Below are 15260 nucleotides of genomic sequence, written 5' to 3' on the forward strand. Positions count from 1 at the left end.
ATCGACGTATATGGGTAAGTTTATGAAGGTTTAATCCTGTTTTAGGCAATCTACCAGTGAAAGTGCGAGTTTGCGTTTTAACCCAGATGATCCAGGCTTAAACCCTGAGCATGAAACAGGAGGAAATATGCCTTATTCATCAAACAAAGAGCTGCCAGACAGCGTGCGTCATGTCCTGCCAGCTCACGCGCAAACCATTTATCAAAAAGCCTTTAACAGCGCCTGGGAGCAATACAAAGATCCCGACGACCGGCGGGGTGATGAGTCGCGCGAAGAGGTCGCCCACAAAGTCGCCTGGGCAGCGGTCAAGCATGAGTACTCGAAAGGTGACGATGACAAGTGGCACCCTAAACCCTAGTTTGTCATGCCGGCCAGTGCGGCCCGCTTCGCACTTTTCCCATCGCCATTCAAGTTCCTCACCAGGCAGCCGATGCTATTTACACAGAATTTCCCTTTTGTGATCGGGGTCAATCTTGAATGTTTTGTTAAAAATGAATTAATGTCTTCTCTTAAGACGATGCAATGAGCGTCGCCTGTAGACATCAGTTTTAAGGAACCACACCGGCAAGATGTCAGCGCAGTAGAGGAGACAACAGTGTTAACGCGGGAATTTTTGTTAAAAGCAGATTGTAAAACATCGTTTGGCGATATTGATGAAGCGCTGTTCTGGAGCTGTGAAAAGCGTGCGGCATCGCTGTCAGCGACGCTTGCCTGTCGTCCTGACCAAAGCCCGGTGTGGATTTTTGGCTACGGCTCGCTGATGTGGAATCCAATTTTTGAAGCGGCCGAAGTGGCGCCGGGTCGTTTAGAAGGCTGGCACCGCGCGTTCTGTCTGCGTCTGATTGCCGGTCGCGGCACCGTAACCGCGCCTGGCCGTATGCTGGCGTTGAAAGAGGGCGGATCCACCAGCGGACTGGCGTTCCGTTTACCGGAATCGCGTTTGCATGATGAGCTGGAGCTGCTGTGGAAGCGTGAGATGATCACCGGCTGCTATCTGCCAACCTGGTGTGAACTGGAGTTGGAGGATGGACGCAACGTCACCGCGCTGGTGTTCATCATGGACCCGCGTCATCCGCTGTATGAAACCGACTCCTGCCGCAGCACCATTGCGCCGTTGATTGCACAGGCCAGCGGTCCGCTCGGCACCAATGCCCAGTATCTCTATGCGCTGGAGCAGGAGTTGGGCAAACGTGGCATGCAGGAAGCGGCGTTGACGCGCCTGGCGGCAGAAGTCAGAGCGCTGCAGAGCCATTCGGCAGCGCGCTGATACGGATTACTGAGCCGGATTAATCAGCCAGGTTCCCGGCTTATCGATGGTCAGCGATTGGCTATGCACCTGGTTGCCGTTACGCACCTCAATGCGATAGTTCCCCGCCGCCAGATTCAGTGAAGCAAATCCGCTGGAGGAGGGCTTCACATCGCGGGCTTCGCCATTCAGCATCACATTCTCACCCGCCTGCAAACGCAGATAAACCGTCGCCACCGTCGGTGCGCTGCTCGCTACACTATTGCCTGCTGCGGCAGGCGCAGCGGGCGTGGTGCTGGCGGCGACCGGCGGTACTTCGCTGTGACGATTCGCTTTCCACACCACCACCACAACCGCCAGCACCGCAATCGCCGCCGCCACCACTAAACCTGGCGACAAACGACGCACGTTGCGCGGCGTCAAAGGTTCCACGGCGGCAGCGGCATGATTGACCGCCAACACTTGCGGTTCCGGCGTTGCAACCATCGGCTCCACCGGCACAACCGGCTCGGCTACCACAGGAATGGTGGTGGAGAGCGCTTCAACATCGCTTACCGGCAGATCGATCAAGCTGGCAAAGGCATCAATGCTTTGCGGACGATCTGCTGGCTTCATGGCTAACGCGCAGTCAATGGCGTGCAGCAGCGGCAGCGAATAGCCTTCCGGCTTGCGCTCCACCAGCGGCTGATAGTTATCCTCAATGCAGCGTACCACGCTCACCGGCGGCGCATGGCCGGTGATCAGGTTGTGCAGCACCGCGCCCAGCGCATAGATATCGGTCCACGGACCTTGCTCGATTTCGCCTTCTTCGCTGTATTGCTCAATCGGCGCAAAGCCGGGCTTCAGCATGATCTCGGTTTCATCCGAGAGATTGCCGATCTCTTTGCGCGCCGAGCCAAAATCGAGCAGCACCGGCAGCTGATTTTCCTGAATCTGGATATTATCCAGCGAGATATCGCGATGCAGATAACCGGCGGCGTGAATGGTGTCAATGGCGCCAAACAGCGGTGGCAGCAGACGACGGATCCAGCTCTCATCAATGCTGTCCGGACTGGTGATCTGCCACTCTTTCAGCGTCATGCCGCTGTAATAGAGCGTGCCCATGTAGGCGGTGCCGTTCTCTTCCCAGAAGCGCAACACGTGCAGCAAGCCGGGATGATTGAAGCGTGCCAGCAGGCGCGCCTCCTGAATAAAGCTATTGCGACCGGCGGTAAACAGCTTATGGAAACGCTCTCCGCGCAGTTCCAGCGACATATCCGCCGCACGCACCGCCAGCGAGACGGGCATGTACTCTTTGATCGCGATGGTGCGTTCCAGCTGATGGTCCCAGGCACGATAAACAATGCCGAAGCCGCCGCCGCCAATCACTTCCTTGATTTCAAATTCATTAAACCGGTAGCCCGCAGGGAGGGCGTTAGGTGTATGGTTTTCGTTTGCCGACATAGTGAACTCTCTGAACACGTCCTGTAGCGCCCCGTCATCACGATGACGGCAGGCAACGACCGCTAATTAATTAATGTTACGCCAGGCACCAATCGCCGGATCGGCGAGATCCGCATGCAGGGTGTCAATCAGTAACACAGTCACTTTTTGCTGTGGCATAAATTGCGGCGACCAAACGCCGCGTAACGTCTCAACCCGCTTTTTCAGCACATCGCTGTCCTGATCGGCGGTTTTGTCCATCTTCACCAGAAGTGTGCCGCTGAAGCGCCACACATGCTGTTGTGCATCAAACGGCAGCACTAACCAGCTATCATCGGCATCCGGACGCGTAACTATCATGCGCTGGTTATTCACCGAGACCACTTCCAGCGGCGGACCGCTCATTTTCAAATCTGCAATCGGGTAGCCCTGATAGAAGTTCAGCGCCAGATTATGGGTTTTGCCAGCGCTCATCAGCGTCATTTCGCTCGGGCCTTCCAGCCAGCCTTCGGTGGAGCAGTGCTGATTCGGGTTATCCGGGATAAACAGCGATTCACCTTTGTCATCCCACCAGGTACGGAAATGGCAGCCGCCCGGCAAGGCAAAGTGCTGCAGCGGCGTGCTATCCGCCGGGCGCGACAGGTCGAGCGGCGCGGCGTTGCTGGTGGTGGCGCTGGCGGTGGCATCGTTCAGCACGATCGGGCGCCAGTTCTGTAATTTGGCCGCGCTGCCGTTAGCCAGCACGCTGCCCTCTTTATTGGTCATCTGCCACGGCAGTTCATCCAGCAGGCCGCACTGATTCGCCAGCAGCGTACCGACGCGCGGCAGAAAGCTGGTCAGAATGCTGGAGTCGGTGCTTTTGCCCGAAACGATGCGCAGCGGCAGCGTCTCTTTGCACCAGTCGTTGGGCGCTTTGCTCGCCACGTCATCAATGTAGACTTCCAATGACAGGCTCGGTGAATACACCACGCGATAATCTTCTGCCTGCGCATTTACGGCCAGCAACAGGGTTGCGAAGCCCGTCAACCACACTTTCATAAGAATCCTTGGATCAATAACGTGACGGCAGAAAACGTGCCGCATCAGCCTGGGAATAAAGCAGCGTCGCTTCCTGCGGTTCGCCAATCCAGACGGCCAGAGCGCTGAGATTGTCGCTTTTTACACTGCGGTTAACGGCTTGTTCCATCAAAGTCAGCCACTCTTCGCAGGCATTCACCATGCGCAGGGCCAGTTCCATTTCGTGGGTGGTGAGATTGAGCCAGAATCCATCGCTGCAAACCAGAAACGCATCGCCATCGGCCAGCGCAATCACCTCGCTAAAAGTGGCCGGGCGGGCAGGCTCAACACCGAGCGCATTATAGAGTAAATTACTGTTAATGCCGGTATTTTCATAGCCTGCCTCGCGTAACTGTTGGGCCAGACTGTGGTCACGCGTCACCTGATTCAGCACCCCATGACGGAAGTGATAAACCCGGCTGTCGCCAGCGTGCGCCCACCATGCGAGCTGTTTTTCGCGGTCGATAAACAGTGCGGCGAGTGTGGTGCTCATCCGTGAAAAATTCGGATTGTTTCCCTGTGCCTCAATCAGCACCTGCTGGCAGTGTTCGATGGCAGCGCGCGTGCTTTCCGGCGTGAACGTCACGCTGTGCTGTAATTGCGTCAGCAGCGTATCGCGCACCAGCTGTGCGGCGATATCACCGCCGGGCAAACCGGCGACGCCGTCACATACCAGAAAACAGGCTTTGTGATCGTCCAGCTCGGCACCGGTGCGATCCTGATTTTCGTCGCGCATGCCTTGCTGGCAGCGGCTGGCAAACATCATCTTCATGCGTCTTCGGTCCGCGTTTGAGAATCTTTGTATTGATTCACTTCCATATCATAGGCATGCAGGAAGGCTTCGCCGAATAGCGTGTGGAAGTCATCCTCAATTTCGCCAGCGGTACGCTGATAGTGGCGTGAGAAGTAATCCCATAGCGCCGCTTTGCGTCCGGTGCTGAACGCCATTTTTGGCAGCACGCCATCTTTGCGCGCTTCTTCTTCTAAGCGCTGCGGGTTAAACGATTGCAGCATGGCGGCGATAATGGCGCGGATACCGGCAATCATGCCGAGCTGATGCGCCTGCAAATCCACCAGCGCATCGCGCACCGCCGGTTCCGGCGGCATAAAACCTGGCATCTGGCTTTGATACATCTGCATCAATACGGTTTTACCGGACGGCAGAATTTTGAATGGGTTATTCGCCTCATTGAGGATCATCGTCATGTCAGCTTTCACGCCGCGCTTGAGGATTGAGCGCGAGGAGAGCAGGGCGACGGTGCCTTGCGAAAACAGACTCAGCATGCGACCGGTTACGCGCATCTGCTCTTCGGTGATGGTGGTTTGATGGCCGTTGTTCAGCCCCATGCCTTCCAGCAGCGCGGCAATCAGTTTGTCCTGAGAAACGCCCGGCAACGTAGCTGGCAGCGTCGGCGCGTCGCTCTGCGGATCAATCGCCAGACGCGGATCGTTGCGGCGCTCCTGACGCGCAACCGGCTCAGGAATCACCTCGGGCTCCTGCATCATGCCGAGCGGGTCGTCGCTGCTGTCAGCAAAAAACGCCAGCGGATCGTCCTGACGGGTTTTGAGATTATTGGGATCGCGTACTTCGAGCCCGTACTCACCAATTTGCAGCGTGTCGCCATCCTGCAACGCCACTTGCGAGCCGCGTTGCAACGCGACGCCGTTCAATACCACCGACGTCACGCTGCCCTGATTGGTCAGGCGGCACTCGCCTTCCGGCGAAAGGTGCACCAGCGCCTGCAGACGCGATATGGCGCGCGATTCGTCAGGCAGCACCAGATCGTTATCCTGACTGCGGCCGATGGTGCCGCCGGGCGGTTTAAAGGCTACCGTCTTGGCGGGCACATCCGTATTGCACTGCACAATGGTAAATTGCATGAGTCATCCCGTTAACAAGGCAAACGCCACGGCCTATTCAAACATCGGTGGATAGAGGCCGTTGCGGCCCGGCGGAGCACCAGACGCCGGGTTAAACAATAATGAAAAAAGTTGCGCAGTCAGCGGGCCACTGTGTTTATGGGTGGCATGGCTAAAACCGTCACTGCGATTACTCCACCAGTAGCTCATGTGCTGCTGCGGATCGAACCTGTCAGCCACTTCACGCCAGCTCAGCGTGCAGGGTAAATCATCAAAACCAATCACATCCATGATGTCGCTGCGCTGCGTATCCGGCACCAGCAGCGGCGAAAGACGCTGCATCTGCTGCTCCAGCGCATCGGGATTGAGCCGATCGCGCACCGCGTCCAGCAGCAGCGCGCCCAGCTCCTGAAACCAGTCGCCGGACATCGCCAGCTGCGCGCTGTGCCAGTGGCTCAGCGGGAAGCTGCGCAGCGCCAGCAGCGGCCAGCTGCGGCCCACGCGATCGCAGGACGGCAGCAGGCAGCCCATCTGCACCTGCTGACGCAGCGGCGAAAGCGGTAACACAAAATTCCACACCGGCGCACGTAAAAACTGTGCGGTGCTGGCATCGGCTTGCTGATGCCAGTGCAGTAATCCTTGCTGAAACCAGTGGCTCCACGGCGTCACGGTATTTTCGCTCAGACGCTGGCGCAAAAAATCGCCGGTGGCCGGTAACTTGCCGTACCAGCCCGGCGCAGTGTGTGTCGGCATGATTACCTCACCATTACTCACTGTGTCTGGTCAATCGCTGCGAAACAACGTGCGGCGCAATCGCCAGCGTGTTGCTGCTGTCACCGGCATTTTTCAGATTCTCCGCAAGCTTGCGCATCATCAACGCATTGTCACGCGCATACGGCGAAGACTGAATTTGCTGATCCAGCAGCTGGCTCAGATGCCAGTCAAGCTGCTGCAAATCGCGCGCGCTGACATCCTCCGGCAGCGTACGCTGCAGGTTTTGCATCAGCCAGCCACGCAGAAACTCGCCGTCATAATTGCGCGGCTGATACAGCATCTGATAGGCCCGCAGCGCATTGCGACTGTAATCGTTATCGGTGCCGGGATCGTCACGCAGCAAATTGGTGATCTGCTGCGCCACGCGCGGCAACAGTAAAGACTTAAGCGCATTTTGATAAAGCGCCCACGCCGCATCGCTGACCTGGGTGCCGCGATACAAGCCAACGCGCATGGTAAGCGGAGGATTGTCGAGGGAAAAACGCTCGGAGAGCGGCAGTTTCACCAGGTTATTTAAGAAGGGTAGCAGATCAAAAATATTATCGGCGGGCTGATGGGTCACCTGCTGACTTTGCGTGGTGATCGGCCCGATGCGCTCGGCAACCTGCCCCAGGTAGCGCTGATTCTGGATATAGCTTGTAAGCCACAAACACGAGAGCAGCAGCAGCGCGCCGGTCAGCACGCCATAGCCGATCCAGTGGAACAGGCGGTTGCGGTATTCCCAATGGCGATTGCTGCCCGCCAGGCCGCTTTCGCGGAACACTAAATCGCTCAGCAGATCGCGGATAAAGAAACTCTGTCCTTTGTTGCCGGGGATCGGGCTGCTGCGATTGACGCTATCCCAGGCCGCGAGGCTGCTTTCACCGGTATGCGGCAGCTGCAGTTTGCGGTTCAGCTCGCCCATGATGCGGTCAAACGGCAAACCTTCCTGCGTGCCGCTGGTGAAGAACAGACCGCGCGCCGACCAGGCGATCGGCTCCTGATGGCTGGAGAACACCACATCGAGATACTCATTCAGCAGCGGACGCAGCGAGCTGAACTCTTGCGGGAACAGGAAGCTGTCGGCGCGCTGAGTAAGATCGCGTTCACCGGCCATGACGTCGGCCAACTGCTGCTGTAAACGCTGCTCTACGTGCTGATATTGCTGGCTGAAGCTACGATGCCAGTCATCTTTATGCGGTTTGCCCGGTTCCCACGGGAAAGTGAAGCCCCAAATGGCATCGCGCTGCGGCTTGCTGAGCGTGCCGTAGAAACTCATAAACCCTTTCAGCAGATCGGTTTTGGTCACCATCACATACACCGGGAAGTGAATGCCGGTGTGCTGATGCAGCTCCGCCATGCGCTCACGCAGCGCGCTGGCCTGCGCATGGCGCGCTTCGGCTGAATCGGTCAACAGATCGGAGACGCTGATGGTCATGATCACGCCGTTGATCGGCTGGCGGGTGCGATAGCGCTTCAGCAGATTGAGAAAACTGTGCCACTCCGCGCCGTCACGCGCGCGCTGGCTCTCCTGCAATGCGTAACGCCCGGCGGTATCGATCAGCACTGCGCTGTCGGTGAACCACCAGTCGCAGTGGCGCGTGCCGCCCACGCCGCGAATCGCCGCTTTGCCGAGGCTGTCGGTGAGCGGGAATTCCAGGCCAGCATTCAGCAACGCGGTGGTTTTACCGGCGCCCGGCGCGCCAATCATCACGTACCACGGCAGCTGATAAAGATAGTGACTTTGAAAACGTGCCAGCCAGCTCTGCTGATGGCGACGACCAAACTGGGTGCGCTTTAAACGCAGCGCCGCTTCACTGAAGCGCTGCGCCAGCAGGGTTTCGGTGGCCTGACGATCGGACAACTCTTCCTGGCTCATCTGCTGCAAACGATTAAGCAGCTTGCTGTTAAACCAGCCGCGCCACAGCGCAGGGATAAACTGGAACAGCAGCCAGAGCAGATAGAGCAAACCGACCGCTAACTGACGTGGCAATACCGGCTCAAGCGGGCGCGTATCGCCCCAGCTCCACAGCGGTCCGAGCATCCACAGCACGCAGCTCAATGCCGTGACGCCAATCAGGCTCCACAGCAGGCGATGGGTTAACAGATGTTGCAGTGATGCGCGCATCATTGGCCTCCCTGATGATTGCCGAGGGTTTCCGGTGTCACAAACAGGGTGATTTCCACCCGACGATTGCGGGCGCGGTTTTCATTGCTGTCGTTCGGCAGCAGCGGATTGCTGTCGCCGCGACCTTCCGCTTTTACGCTGTGCCCTTCGGCAAGCTGCGGATTAAGCAGCTGCGTGATGGCGCGTGCGCGGGCAAAGGAGAATTCGTAGCTGGAGGCGAAACGGCCATCCACCGGGCTGTTATCGGTATACACCGACACCAAAACCGTGCCTTTAACAGTTTTCATCGCGCTGGCAACATGCGCCAGCAGCGCGCGTCCCACCTGATTCACCACCGTACCGTCGCTGGAGAATAGTTTGTCAGCGGGGATGATCACTTTGCTGCCGAACGCTCCGTCGCTCACTTCCAGCTGTCCAGCCGCAATCACATCGTTCAGACGTTGATGCAGATCGAGCAGTGCCTGAGGTGAAGTAGGGCGACGTCCTGGCGTGATTTGCGGCAGCGGGGTTTGGTAGATGGTGCGCAACAGCGGTTCGGCGGCGTTGCCGAGTCGCCAGTTCAGTCCGCTGTAAATCAGGCTCGCCACCAGCGTGGCCAGGGTGACGCAGGCCCAAAGCGGCACCATCGGACGTGTTAAAGTGCTGACCAGCGGATGCACTTCCACTAGCGGCACCGCCGGATTAGCGCTCGACGGGCGATGTTCCGTAATCAGCTGCGCCAGACGTTTGCGGATGGCTTCACACTGCGCGCGGCCGCTGTCACTGCCGCGGTAGCGGCCTTCATAACCGAGCAACAGGCAATAGTGGATCAGTTCCAGCAGCCACAGATGCTGCTGCGGGCTTTGCGACACGCGCGACAACAGCTGGAACACTTTCTCGCCGCCCCAGCTTTCGTTATGAAAAGTGACTAGCATGCCGTTACCGGACCACACGCCGCGCGTGCCCCACGGCGTTTGCGCTGCGGCTTCGTCCAGCACGCTGCACAGGCAGTAGCGCGCGCCGATAATCATCTCAAAAGGTAAGCCCGCTTGTTTACAGCGTTGTTCGAACTGGCGGATCTCTTCGATCAGTAACTGGCGCAATCCGGCAGGATCGTCATGTGTCGCGGCCTGCCGTATACGTACCACGGCATTCAGGATAGGTGCTGCGGCATTAAGCAAAAGGTTATCATTGCCCGCGACAATGCCATCGCGAGCAAGGGAATCCTGAGTCATTAAATCTTGGTTATCCAGGCAAGGGCGAAAATCACAGCCCGCAGAGCAAGAGCTTCTGCGGGCATTGTGCGCCGGATTGCATTATCAGTCTAAAATCCAGGTCGCGGTATCGTTAGTGCGACAAGCCTTACTGGCGCCGCCAACGGCCACGCAGACCTGTTTGCTGTTGCGGCGGGGGCGCGGACGATCGCTACGAATAGTCGCGTCATAACGGCTGCTCTCCACGCCGGCTTTCGGCGGAATATACCCAATCAACTGGCCGTTTGGCTCATCGGCCACCGCCAGCCAGCTGTGTTCAACCCGGCCGAGCACTTCAAACGGTTTGGCGTTATCAAGATAGCGCACCACCTTGCCACCAAAATCGGGTGTGGTCATAACGGATGCGGCATACAGCGCACGATAGCTCTCATTAACCGGTGTGAATTCGGCTGGTGCTGCCACCGCATGACGATGAACCAATTTGACGCCGTTCACCTCACTGGTCACCAGCGTGTCATCCGTAACCGGCGGCGGTGGCGCTTTACAACCGGCCAACGTCAAAACTGCCAGCAATGTAAGCACGAGACTCTTATTCACCATGATCCTCAAATTTCATCAGATTAGCTGCAGAGTAATCTGCGGCAAGGGCCCGTTAGGCAGGCAGATTAGGCAGCGAGAAAGCCATCAAAAAAACAGTCAGATTACATAAAGATAGTGCTGAACTAAGTCTACCTAAGACTTTTGAGAATTCAAACCATTGCACCCTGATAAATCCCGTGCTACCGGGTTAAAAACGGGCGCAGGCCGATGATATAAAACACATAGTCACGGTGATAGATAAGCTCAGTTAATTTATTTGCTTGAGTTAGCGTTGTATGGTGGCGCAGCGGCTTTTAGCCACTGATAGTACCATTCAGAAATGGTAAATAAGATTAATCTATTTCGCTGCGAGAAAAAAGATTGCCCAACGAAACAATTTTATTAATTTCGGAATTTCCGGGCGTAATTCTGCCCGCTTTATAATCAGTACGGCATGGCTTTTGCTTAATCACCTGTTCTGGCCGCTCAAGAGCAGGAGAAAAACATGAGTCGGGCTTTGGAATATCTGCGCGCCAGCCGCGCCAGTGAGATCGCCAGCCTGCAACGGCTGCTGCGTACCGGCGAACAAATCACCGCCATCAGTGAACTGATCCATGTGCTGCAACGCGAACGTGGCGCCAGCAATATCTGGCTGTGTTCAGCGGGGAGGCTTTTTGGCGAGGAGCTTGAACAGCGTGCCGTTGAGGTTGAACGTCAACAGCAAAACGCCATGGCGGTGCTGCCAGAAGCGGAGGCACAGCCGGGCTTCAGCCGCTTTTGCATGTTGATCGCCGCCGCGCTGCAAGCATTAGAGGGATTGCCAGCGCTGCGTCAGCAGGTGCGCCAGCAAGGTTTGTCGCAGGCGCAGGCGATGGAGGCCTTTAATCACATCATCTGCACGTTACTCAATCTGGTGTTTGAAGCCGCCGACACCGCCAGCGAGCCGGATATCTCGCGCGCGCTGATTGCACTGTTTAGCTTTATGCAGGGCAAAGAGCTGGCAGGACAAGAACGCGCCACCGGTTCGGCGGGTTTTGCTGCAGGCGAGTTTACGCCCGCCCAACGCCAGCGCATTCAGGTATTGATTGATGCGCAGGAGCAGAGTTTTGCCACCTTTAGCCAGTTTGCTGATGCGGAGAATCTGCAACGCTGGCATGCCATGGCGGATGCCGGTAGTCAGATTGAACGGTTGCGCCGCATTGCCTGTACCGGCGCGCAGTGCGGCGAAAACGGTGTACTGCAATGGTTCACGCTACTCAGCACGCGCCTTGATCATATGAAGCAGATAGAGGACGCGCTGTGTGCCACGCTGATGCGCCGTTGCCAGCGCGCCATCGCCGCCACGCAGCACACCGATCATCCGGCCATCGCCAGCGCGGAAGATGCCAGCTTTTCGCTGTATATCGCTGGCGCCAGTTGGTTGTCGGCACCGGAAACCACGCTCGACAGCGATGGCCTCGCGCCACAGCTGGGCCGATCGGTATTGACGCTGATCCGCGAGCAGTCGCAGCGTTTACAGTTGCAGGCCGATGAACTTGCCACCATGCGCGCGTCGCTGGATGAACGCAAAACCATCGATCAAGCCAAAAGCTGGCTGATGCAGCAGCACGGTTTTAGCGAGCAGGATGCGTGGCAGGCGCTGCGCAAAAGCGCGATGAATCAGAACAAACGCATGCTGGATATTGCGCAGGCGGTGCTGGCGGTGGCGGCGACATTAAAGCCTTAACCCGAACGAGGTAGCTGCACAACGCTTGTGCGTAAAGTGCGTCAGCACAGTGCAAAATCCCCGCATCCGCAGGCAGGCTTTGCCGTCAGGCTTGATAAAACAACGAAATTTTTTTGGCACAGGCTTTGCAATACCTTACTGACATTATGCATTTGTTTTGCCAACGGCGGTGAAGCGAGTGCTTTGGATAAAGGCGTCCTACGCATGTTTACACATGCGAGGACGCCTTTTTTTATGGCTTTTTTTCAGGATGAGCATGATGAGCAAAACGCGGTTTACAGTGTCACGACGTCAGTTCCTGCTGGGTAGCGCGGTGATAGGCGGCAGCTATTTAGTGCCGGGTTTACGCAATGCCGTATGGGCCGCCGGTTCCGATGCGCCAGAGAAAAGCAGCGTGCGTGTGGGCTTTATTCCGCTCACCGATTGCGCGCCCGTGGTCATGGCGTCCGTGAAAGGCTTCGACAAAAAATATGGCCTGACGCTGCAACCCAGTAAAGAAGCCAGCTGGGCGGCGGTGCGCGACAAACTCACCTCCGGCGAACTGGATGCCGCGCATGCACTGTACGGCATGATTTATGGCCTGCAATTGGGCATTGCCGGGCCGCAGCATGACATGGCTAATCTGATGACGCTGAACAATAACGGACAGGCGATCACGCTGGCCAATCAGCTCAAAGAACAAAAGGTCACGGATGCAGCCAGCCTGCAAAAATTGATCGCCACCCAGGCGAAAGGTACGTTCACCTTTGCCCACACGTTCCCGACCAGCACCCACGCCATGTGGCTCTATTACTGGCTCGCCAACGCCGGTATCGATCCGTTTGAGGATGTGCGCACCGTGGTGGTGCCGCCGCCGCAAATGGTGATGAACATGAAGATGGGCAACATGAGCGGCTTCTGCGTTGGCGAGCCGTGGAATCAGCGCGCCATCAGCGACAACATCGGTTTCACCGCCGCCACTACACAACAGATCTGGCCGGATCATCCGGAAAAAATCCTTGCCACCCGTGCCGAGTGGGTCAAAGAAAATCCCCACACTGCGCGGGCGCTGACCGCAGCGGTACTGGATGCCGCACGCTGGATCGACGCCTCTGACGACAATCGCAAAGAGACTGCGCAGGTATTGGCCGGTCGCGCGTGGATCAACACCAAAGTGGAGACGCTGAAAGGGCGGATGCTCGGCCAGTATGAAAACGGGCTCGGCCAGCGCTGGCAGGATGCGCACGGCATGCGCTTCTTCCGCGACGGTGAAGTGAGTTTCCCGTGGCTCTCCGACGGCATGTGGTTCCTAACGCAAATGAAGCGCTGGGGCATGGTGAAAACCGCGCCGGATTACGCCGCCGTGGCCCGTCAAATCAACCGTATTGATATCTACAAGCAGGCCGCCAGCGCGGTTGGCGGCATCAACCTGCCTGCCAGCGAGATGCGCAGCAGCACGCTGTTCGACGGCAAAGTGTGGGACGGCAGCAATCCGGCCGCCTATGCCGACAGTTTTGCCCTTAAACGCAGTTAAGCGAGGTCATGATGAAATCTGAAGCACGCAAGCTCCATGCCGATCCGAGAGCCGCGCAACCGGCGCAGGTGATTGCGCTTAAGGTCACGCCGGCACCGCGCCCGCGTCAGCGTTGGCTCCGTCCGCTGCTGCAACGGCTGATACCGGCGGGCTGCGGCATTATTTTGCTGCTGTTTATCTGGCAACTGGCATCGATGTCGAGCCAGGGCTTCCCCACGCCGTACGCCACCTGGCAAGCCGCGCTGACACTGTTTGCCGATCCGTTCTACAACAACGGTCCCAACGATCAGGGCATTGGCTGGAACGTGCTCGCCTCGCTGCAACGGGTGGCGATCGGCTTTAGTCTGGCCGCGCTGGTGGGCATTCCCGCCGGTTTTCTGATTGGCCGTTTCAGCTTTGTCGCCCACATGCTCAATCCAATCATCGCGCTGCTGCGTCCGGTGAGTCCGCTCGCCTGGCTGCCGATTGGTTTGCTGCTGTTTCAGCGCGCCGAAACCGCCTCAAGCTGGACCATTTTCATCTGCTCAATCTGGCCGATGGTGATCAACACCGCCGAAGGCGTGCAGCGCATCCCGCAGGATTACCTCAACGTGGCGCGCGTGCTGCGCCTGAATGAGTGGACGGTGATGCGCCGCATTCTTTTTCCGGCGGTGCTGCCTGCGGTGTTAACCGGTATGCGCTTATCCATGGGCATCGCGTGGCTGGTGATTGTCGCCGCCGAAATGCTCACCGGCGGCCTCGGCATTGGCTTCTGGATCTGGAACGAGTGGAACAACCTCAATGTGGAAAACATCCTGATTGCCATCGTGGTGATTGGCGTGATCGGGCTGCTGCTTGAACAAGCGCTGATGCTACTGGCGCGCCGCTTCAGCTGGGATAAGTAGCGCATTCACACGTAGGGTCGCCATTCATGGCAACTGAAGCATGAGTATTCACACGTAGGGTCGCCATTCATGGTGACCGGAATAAACAGTTTGATCCGGAGTCACAGATGAACCCCATTATTCGCGTACAACAGGTCAGCCAGCGCTTCAACACCGCCGGCGGTGAATTCCTCGCGCTCGACAACGTCAGTTTTGATATTCACCCAGGCGAAACGCTGAGCCTGATTGGTCACTCCGGCTGCGGCAAATCCACGCTGCTCAACCTCATCGCCGGTTTAACCCAGCCCAGCAGTGGCGTCTTGCTGTGTGACAACCGGGAAATCAGCGGCCCCGGCCCGGAACGTGCGGTGGTGTTCCAGAACCATTCGCTGCTGCCGTGGCTGACGGCTTACCAAAACGTCGAGCTGGCCGTTGAGCAAGTGTTCAAAGGCCAGATGAGTAAAGGCGAGATGCGCGAGTGGATTGAGCACAATCTCCATCGCGTACAAATGGGCCATGCCATGCACAAGCGCCCGAGTGAGATCTCCGGCGGCATGAAACAACGCGTGGGCATTGCGCGTGCGCTGGCGATGAAACCGCGCGTGCTGCTGCTGGATGAGCCGTTTGGCGCGCTGGATGCGCTGACGCGTGCCCATCTGCAAGACAGCGTGATGCGTATCCAGCAGGAACTCAACACCACCATCGTCTTGATCACCCACGATGTGGATGAAGCGGTGTTGCTGTCGGATCGCGTGCTGATGATGACCAACGGCCCGGCGGCGCAGGTCGGCGACATCCTGGCGATTGATCTGCCGCGTCCGCGCTCGCGCGTGGCCCTGGCCGACGAGCCGCGCTACCACCAGCTGCGCCAGCAGATTCTGCACTTCCTGTATGAAAAGCAAACGGCCGTGGCGTAAGGAG

General features: G+C 57.7%; 14 protein-coding genes. 6 read left to right on the plus strand and 8 right to left on the minus strand.

Annotation, left to right across the window (positions count from 1 at the left end):
• Positions 1–127: 127 nt before the first annotated feature.
• Entirely contained in the window at positions 128–358 is a 231-nt protein-coding gene (chaB, locus tag HX773_RS12230; protein WP_176971706.1) for a putative cation transport regulator ChaB, read from the plus strand.
• Positions 359–595: 237 nt separating this feature from the next.
• Complete coding sequence (locus tag HX773_RS12235; protein ID WP_176971707.1) at positions 596–1267, plus strand: gamma-glutamylcyclotransferase; 672 nt, start codon at positions 596–598, stop codon at positions 1265–1267.
• A 6-nt stretch (positions 1268–1273) separates the two neighbouring features.
• Here HX773_RS12235 and HX773_RS12240 read toward each other — a convergent pair whose 3' ends face one another.
• The 8 genes from HX773_RS12240 to HX773_RS12275 form a co-directional block, all read right to left on the minus strand.
• Positions 1274–2689 carry a serine/threonine-protein kinase gene (locus tag HX773_RS12240; protein ID WP_176971708.1) on the minus strand — a complete coding sequence of 472 codons (1416 nt, stop codon included), beginning with the start codon at positions 2687–2689 and terminating at the stop codon, positions 1274–1276.
• A 66-nt stretch (positions 2690–2755) separates the two neighbouring features.
• Complete coding sequence (locus HX773_RS12245) at positions 2756–3706, minus strand: hypothetical protein (protein ID WP_176971709.1); 951 nt, start codon at positions 3704–3706, stop codon at positions 2756–2758.
• 13 nt (positions 3707–3719) lie between these two features.
• On the minus strand, positions 3720–4496 hold the full coding sequence (locus HX773_RS12250) for a PP2C family serine/threonine-protein phosphatase (RefSeq protein ID WP_176971710.1): 777 nt from the start codon (positions 4494–4496) through the stop codon (positions 3720–3722).
• Complete coding sequence (gene tagH, locus HX773_RS12255; RefSeq protein ID WP_176971711.1) at positions 4493–5605, minus strand: type VI secretion system-associated FHA domain protein TagH; 1113 nt, start codon at positions 5603–5605, stop codon at positions 4493–4495. Before tagH ends, HX773_RS12250 begins: the two co-directional genes overlap by 4 nt.
• 33 nt (positions 5606–5638) lie before the next feature.
• The gene (tagF, locus tag HX773_RS12260) at positions 5639–6337 is read right to left on the minus strand and encodes a type VI secretion system-associated protein TagF (RefSeq protein ID WP_176971712.1); all 699 of its coding nucleotides are present in this window, start codon (positions 6335–6337) and stop codon (positions 5639–5641) included.
• Positions 6338–6350: 13 nt separating this feature from the next.
• Entirely contained in the window at positions 6351–8465 is a 2115-nt protein-coding gene (gene tssM / locus HX773_RS12265; RefSeq protein WP_176971753.1) for a type VI secretion system membrane subunit TssM, read from the minus strand.
• Positions 8465–9679: a type IVB secretion system protein IcmH/DotU gene (gene icmH, locus HX773_RS12270; RefSeq protein ID WP_176971713.1), complete on the minus strand. Its 1215-nt coding sequence runs from the start codon at positions 9677–9679 to the stop codon at positions 8465–8467. Before icmH ends, tssM begins: the two co-directional genes overlap by 1 nt.
• Before the next feature lie 84 nt (positions 9680–9763).
• Entirely contained in the window at positions 9764–10258 is a 495-nt protein-coding gene (locus HX773_RS12275; protein WP_176971714.1) for an SH3 domain-containing protein, read from the minus strand.
• Between the two features lie 484 nt (positions 10259–10742).
• Between HX773_RS12275 and HX773_RS12280 the strand changes: the two genes are divergently transcribed.
• The 4 genes from HX773_RS12280 to HX773_RS12295 all read left to right on the plus strand — a co-directional run bounded on the left by HX773_RS12280 (position 10743) and on the right by HX773_RS12295 (position 15256).
• Positions 10743–11963, plus strand: coding sequence for a nitrate regulatory protein (locus HX773_RS12280; RefSeq protein ID WP_176971715.1), 1221 nt, complete (start codon positions 10743–10745; stop codon positions 11961–11963).
• Positions 11964–12219: 256 nt separating this feature from the next.
• A complete protein-coding gene (locus HX773_RS12285; protein ID WP_370463601.1) occupies positions 12220–13476 on the plus strand; it encodes a CmpA/NrtA family ABC transporter substrate-binding protein in 1257 nt (418 codons plus the stop codon).
• A gap of 11 nt (positions 13477–13487) precedes the next feature.
• On the plus strand, positions 13488–14360 hold the full coding sequence (ntrB, locus tag HX773_RS12290) for a nitrate ABC transporter permease (protein WP_176971717.1): 873 nt from the start codon (positions 13488–13490) through the stop codon (positions 14358–14360).
• A 107-nt stretch (positions 14361–14467) separates the two neighbouring features.
• A complete protein-coding gene (locus HX773_RS12295) occupies positions 14468–15256 on the plus strand; it encodes an ABC transporter ATP-binding protein (RefSeq protein WP_176971718.1) in 789 nt (262 codons plus the stop codon).
• Positions 15257–15260: the final 4 nt, after the last annotated feature.

The organism is Pantoea sp. B9002 (assembly GCF_013385945.1).
In the GTDB taxonomy this organism is placed as follows: domain Bacteria; phylum Pseudomonadota; class Gammaproteobacteria; order Enterobacterales; family Enterobacteriaceae; genus Pantoea.

Excerpts from the sequence above, each read along its gene's own strand:
- tagF (WP_176971712.1), bottom strand. The coding sequence starts at position 6,337 with ATGCCGACACACACTGCGCCGGGCTGGTACGGCAAGTTACCGGCCACC.
- chaB (WP_176971706.1), top strand. The coding sequence starts at position 128 with ATGCCTTATTCATCAAACAAAGAGCTGCCAGACAGCGTGCGTCATGTC.
- tagH (WP_176971711.1), bottom strand. The coding sequence starts at position 5,605 with ATGCAATTTACCATTGTGCAGTGCAATACGGATGTGCCCGCCAAGACG.
- HX773_RS12280 (WP_176971715.1), top strand. The coding sequence starts at position 10,743 with ATGAGTCGGGCTTTGGAATATCTGCGCGCCAGCCGCGCCAGTGAGATC.
- HX773_RS12285 (WP_370463601.1), top strand. The coding sequence starts at position 12,220 with ATGATGAGCAAAACGCGGTTTACAGTGTCACGACGTCAGTTCCTGCTG.
- HX773_RS12295 (WP_176971718.1), top strand. The coding sequence starts at position 14,468 with ATGAACCCCATTATTCGCGTACAACAGGTCAGCCAGCGCTTCAACACC.
- tssM (WP_176971753.1), bottom strand. The coding sequence starts at position 8,465 with ATGCGCGCATCACTGCAACATCTGTTAACCCATCGCCTGCTGTGGAGC.
- HX773_RS12275 (WP_176971714.1), bottom strand. The coding sequence starts at position 10,258 with ATGGTGAATAAGAGTCTCGTGCTTACATTGCTGGCAGTTTTGACGTTG.
- HX773_RS12245 (WP_176971709.1), bottom strand. The coding sequence starts at position 3,706 with ATGAAAGTGTGGTTGACGGGCTTCGCAACCCTGTTGCTGGCCGTAAAT.
- HX773_RS12240 (WP_176971708.1), bottom strand. The coding sequence starts at position 2,689 with ATGTCGGCAAACGAAAACCATACACCTAACGCCCTCCCTGCGGGCTAC.
- HX773_RS12250 (WP_176971710.1), bottom strand. The coding sequence starts at position 4,496 with ATGAAGATGATGTTTGCCAGCCGCTGCCAGCAAGGCATGCGCGACGAA.
- icmH (WP_176971713.1), bottom strand. The coding sequence starts at position 9,679 with ATGACTCAGGATTCCCTTGCTCGCGATGGCATTGTCGCGGGCAATGAT.
- ntrB (WP_176971717.1), top strand. The coding sequence starts at position 13,488 with ATGAAATCTGAAGCACGCAAGCTCCATGCCGATCCGAGAGCCGCGCAA.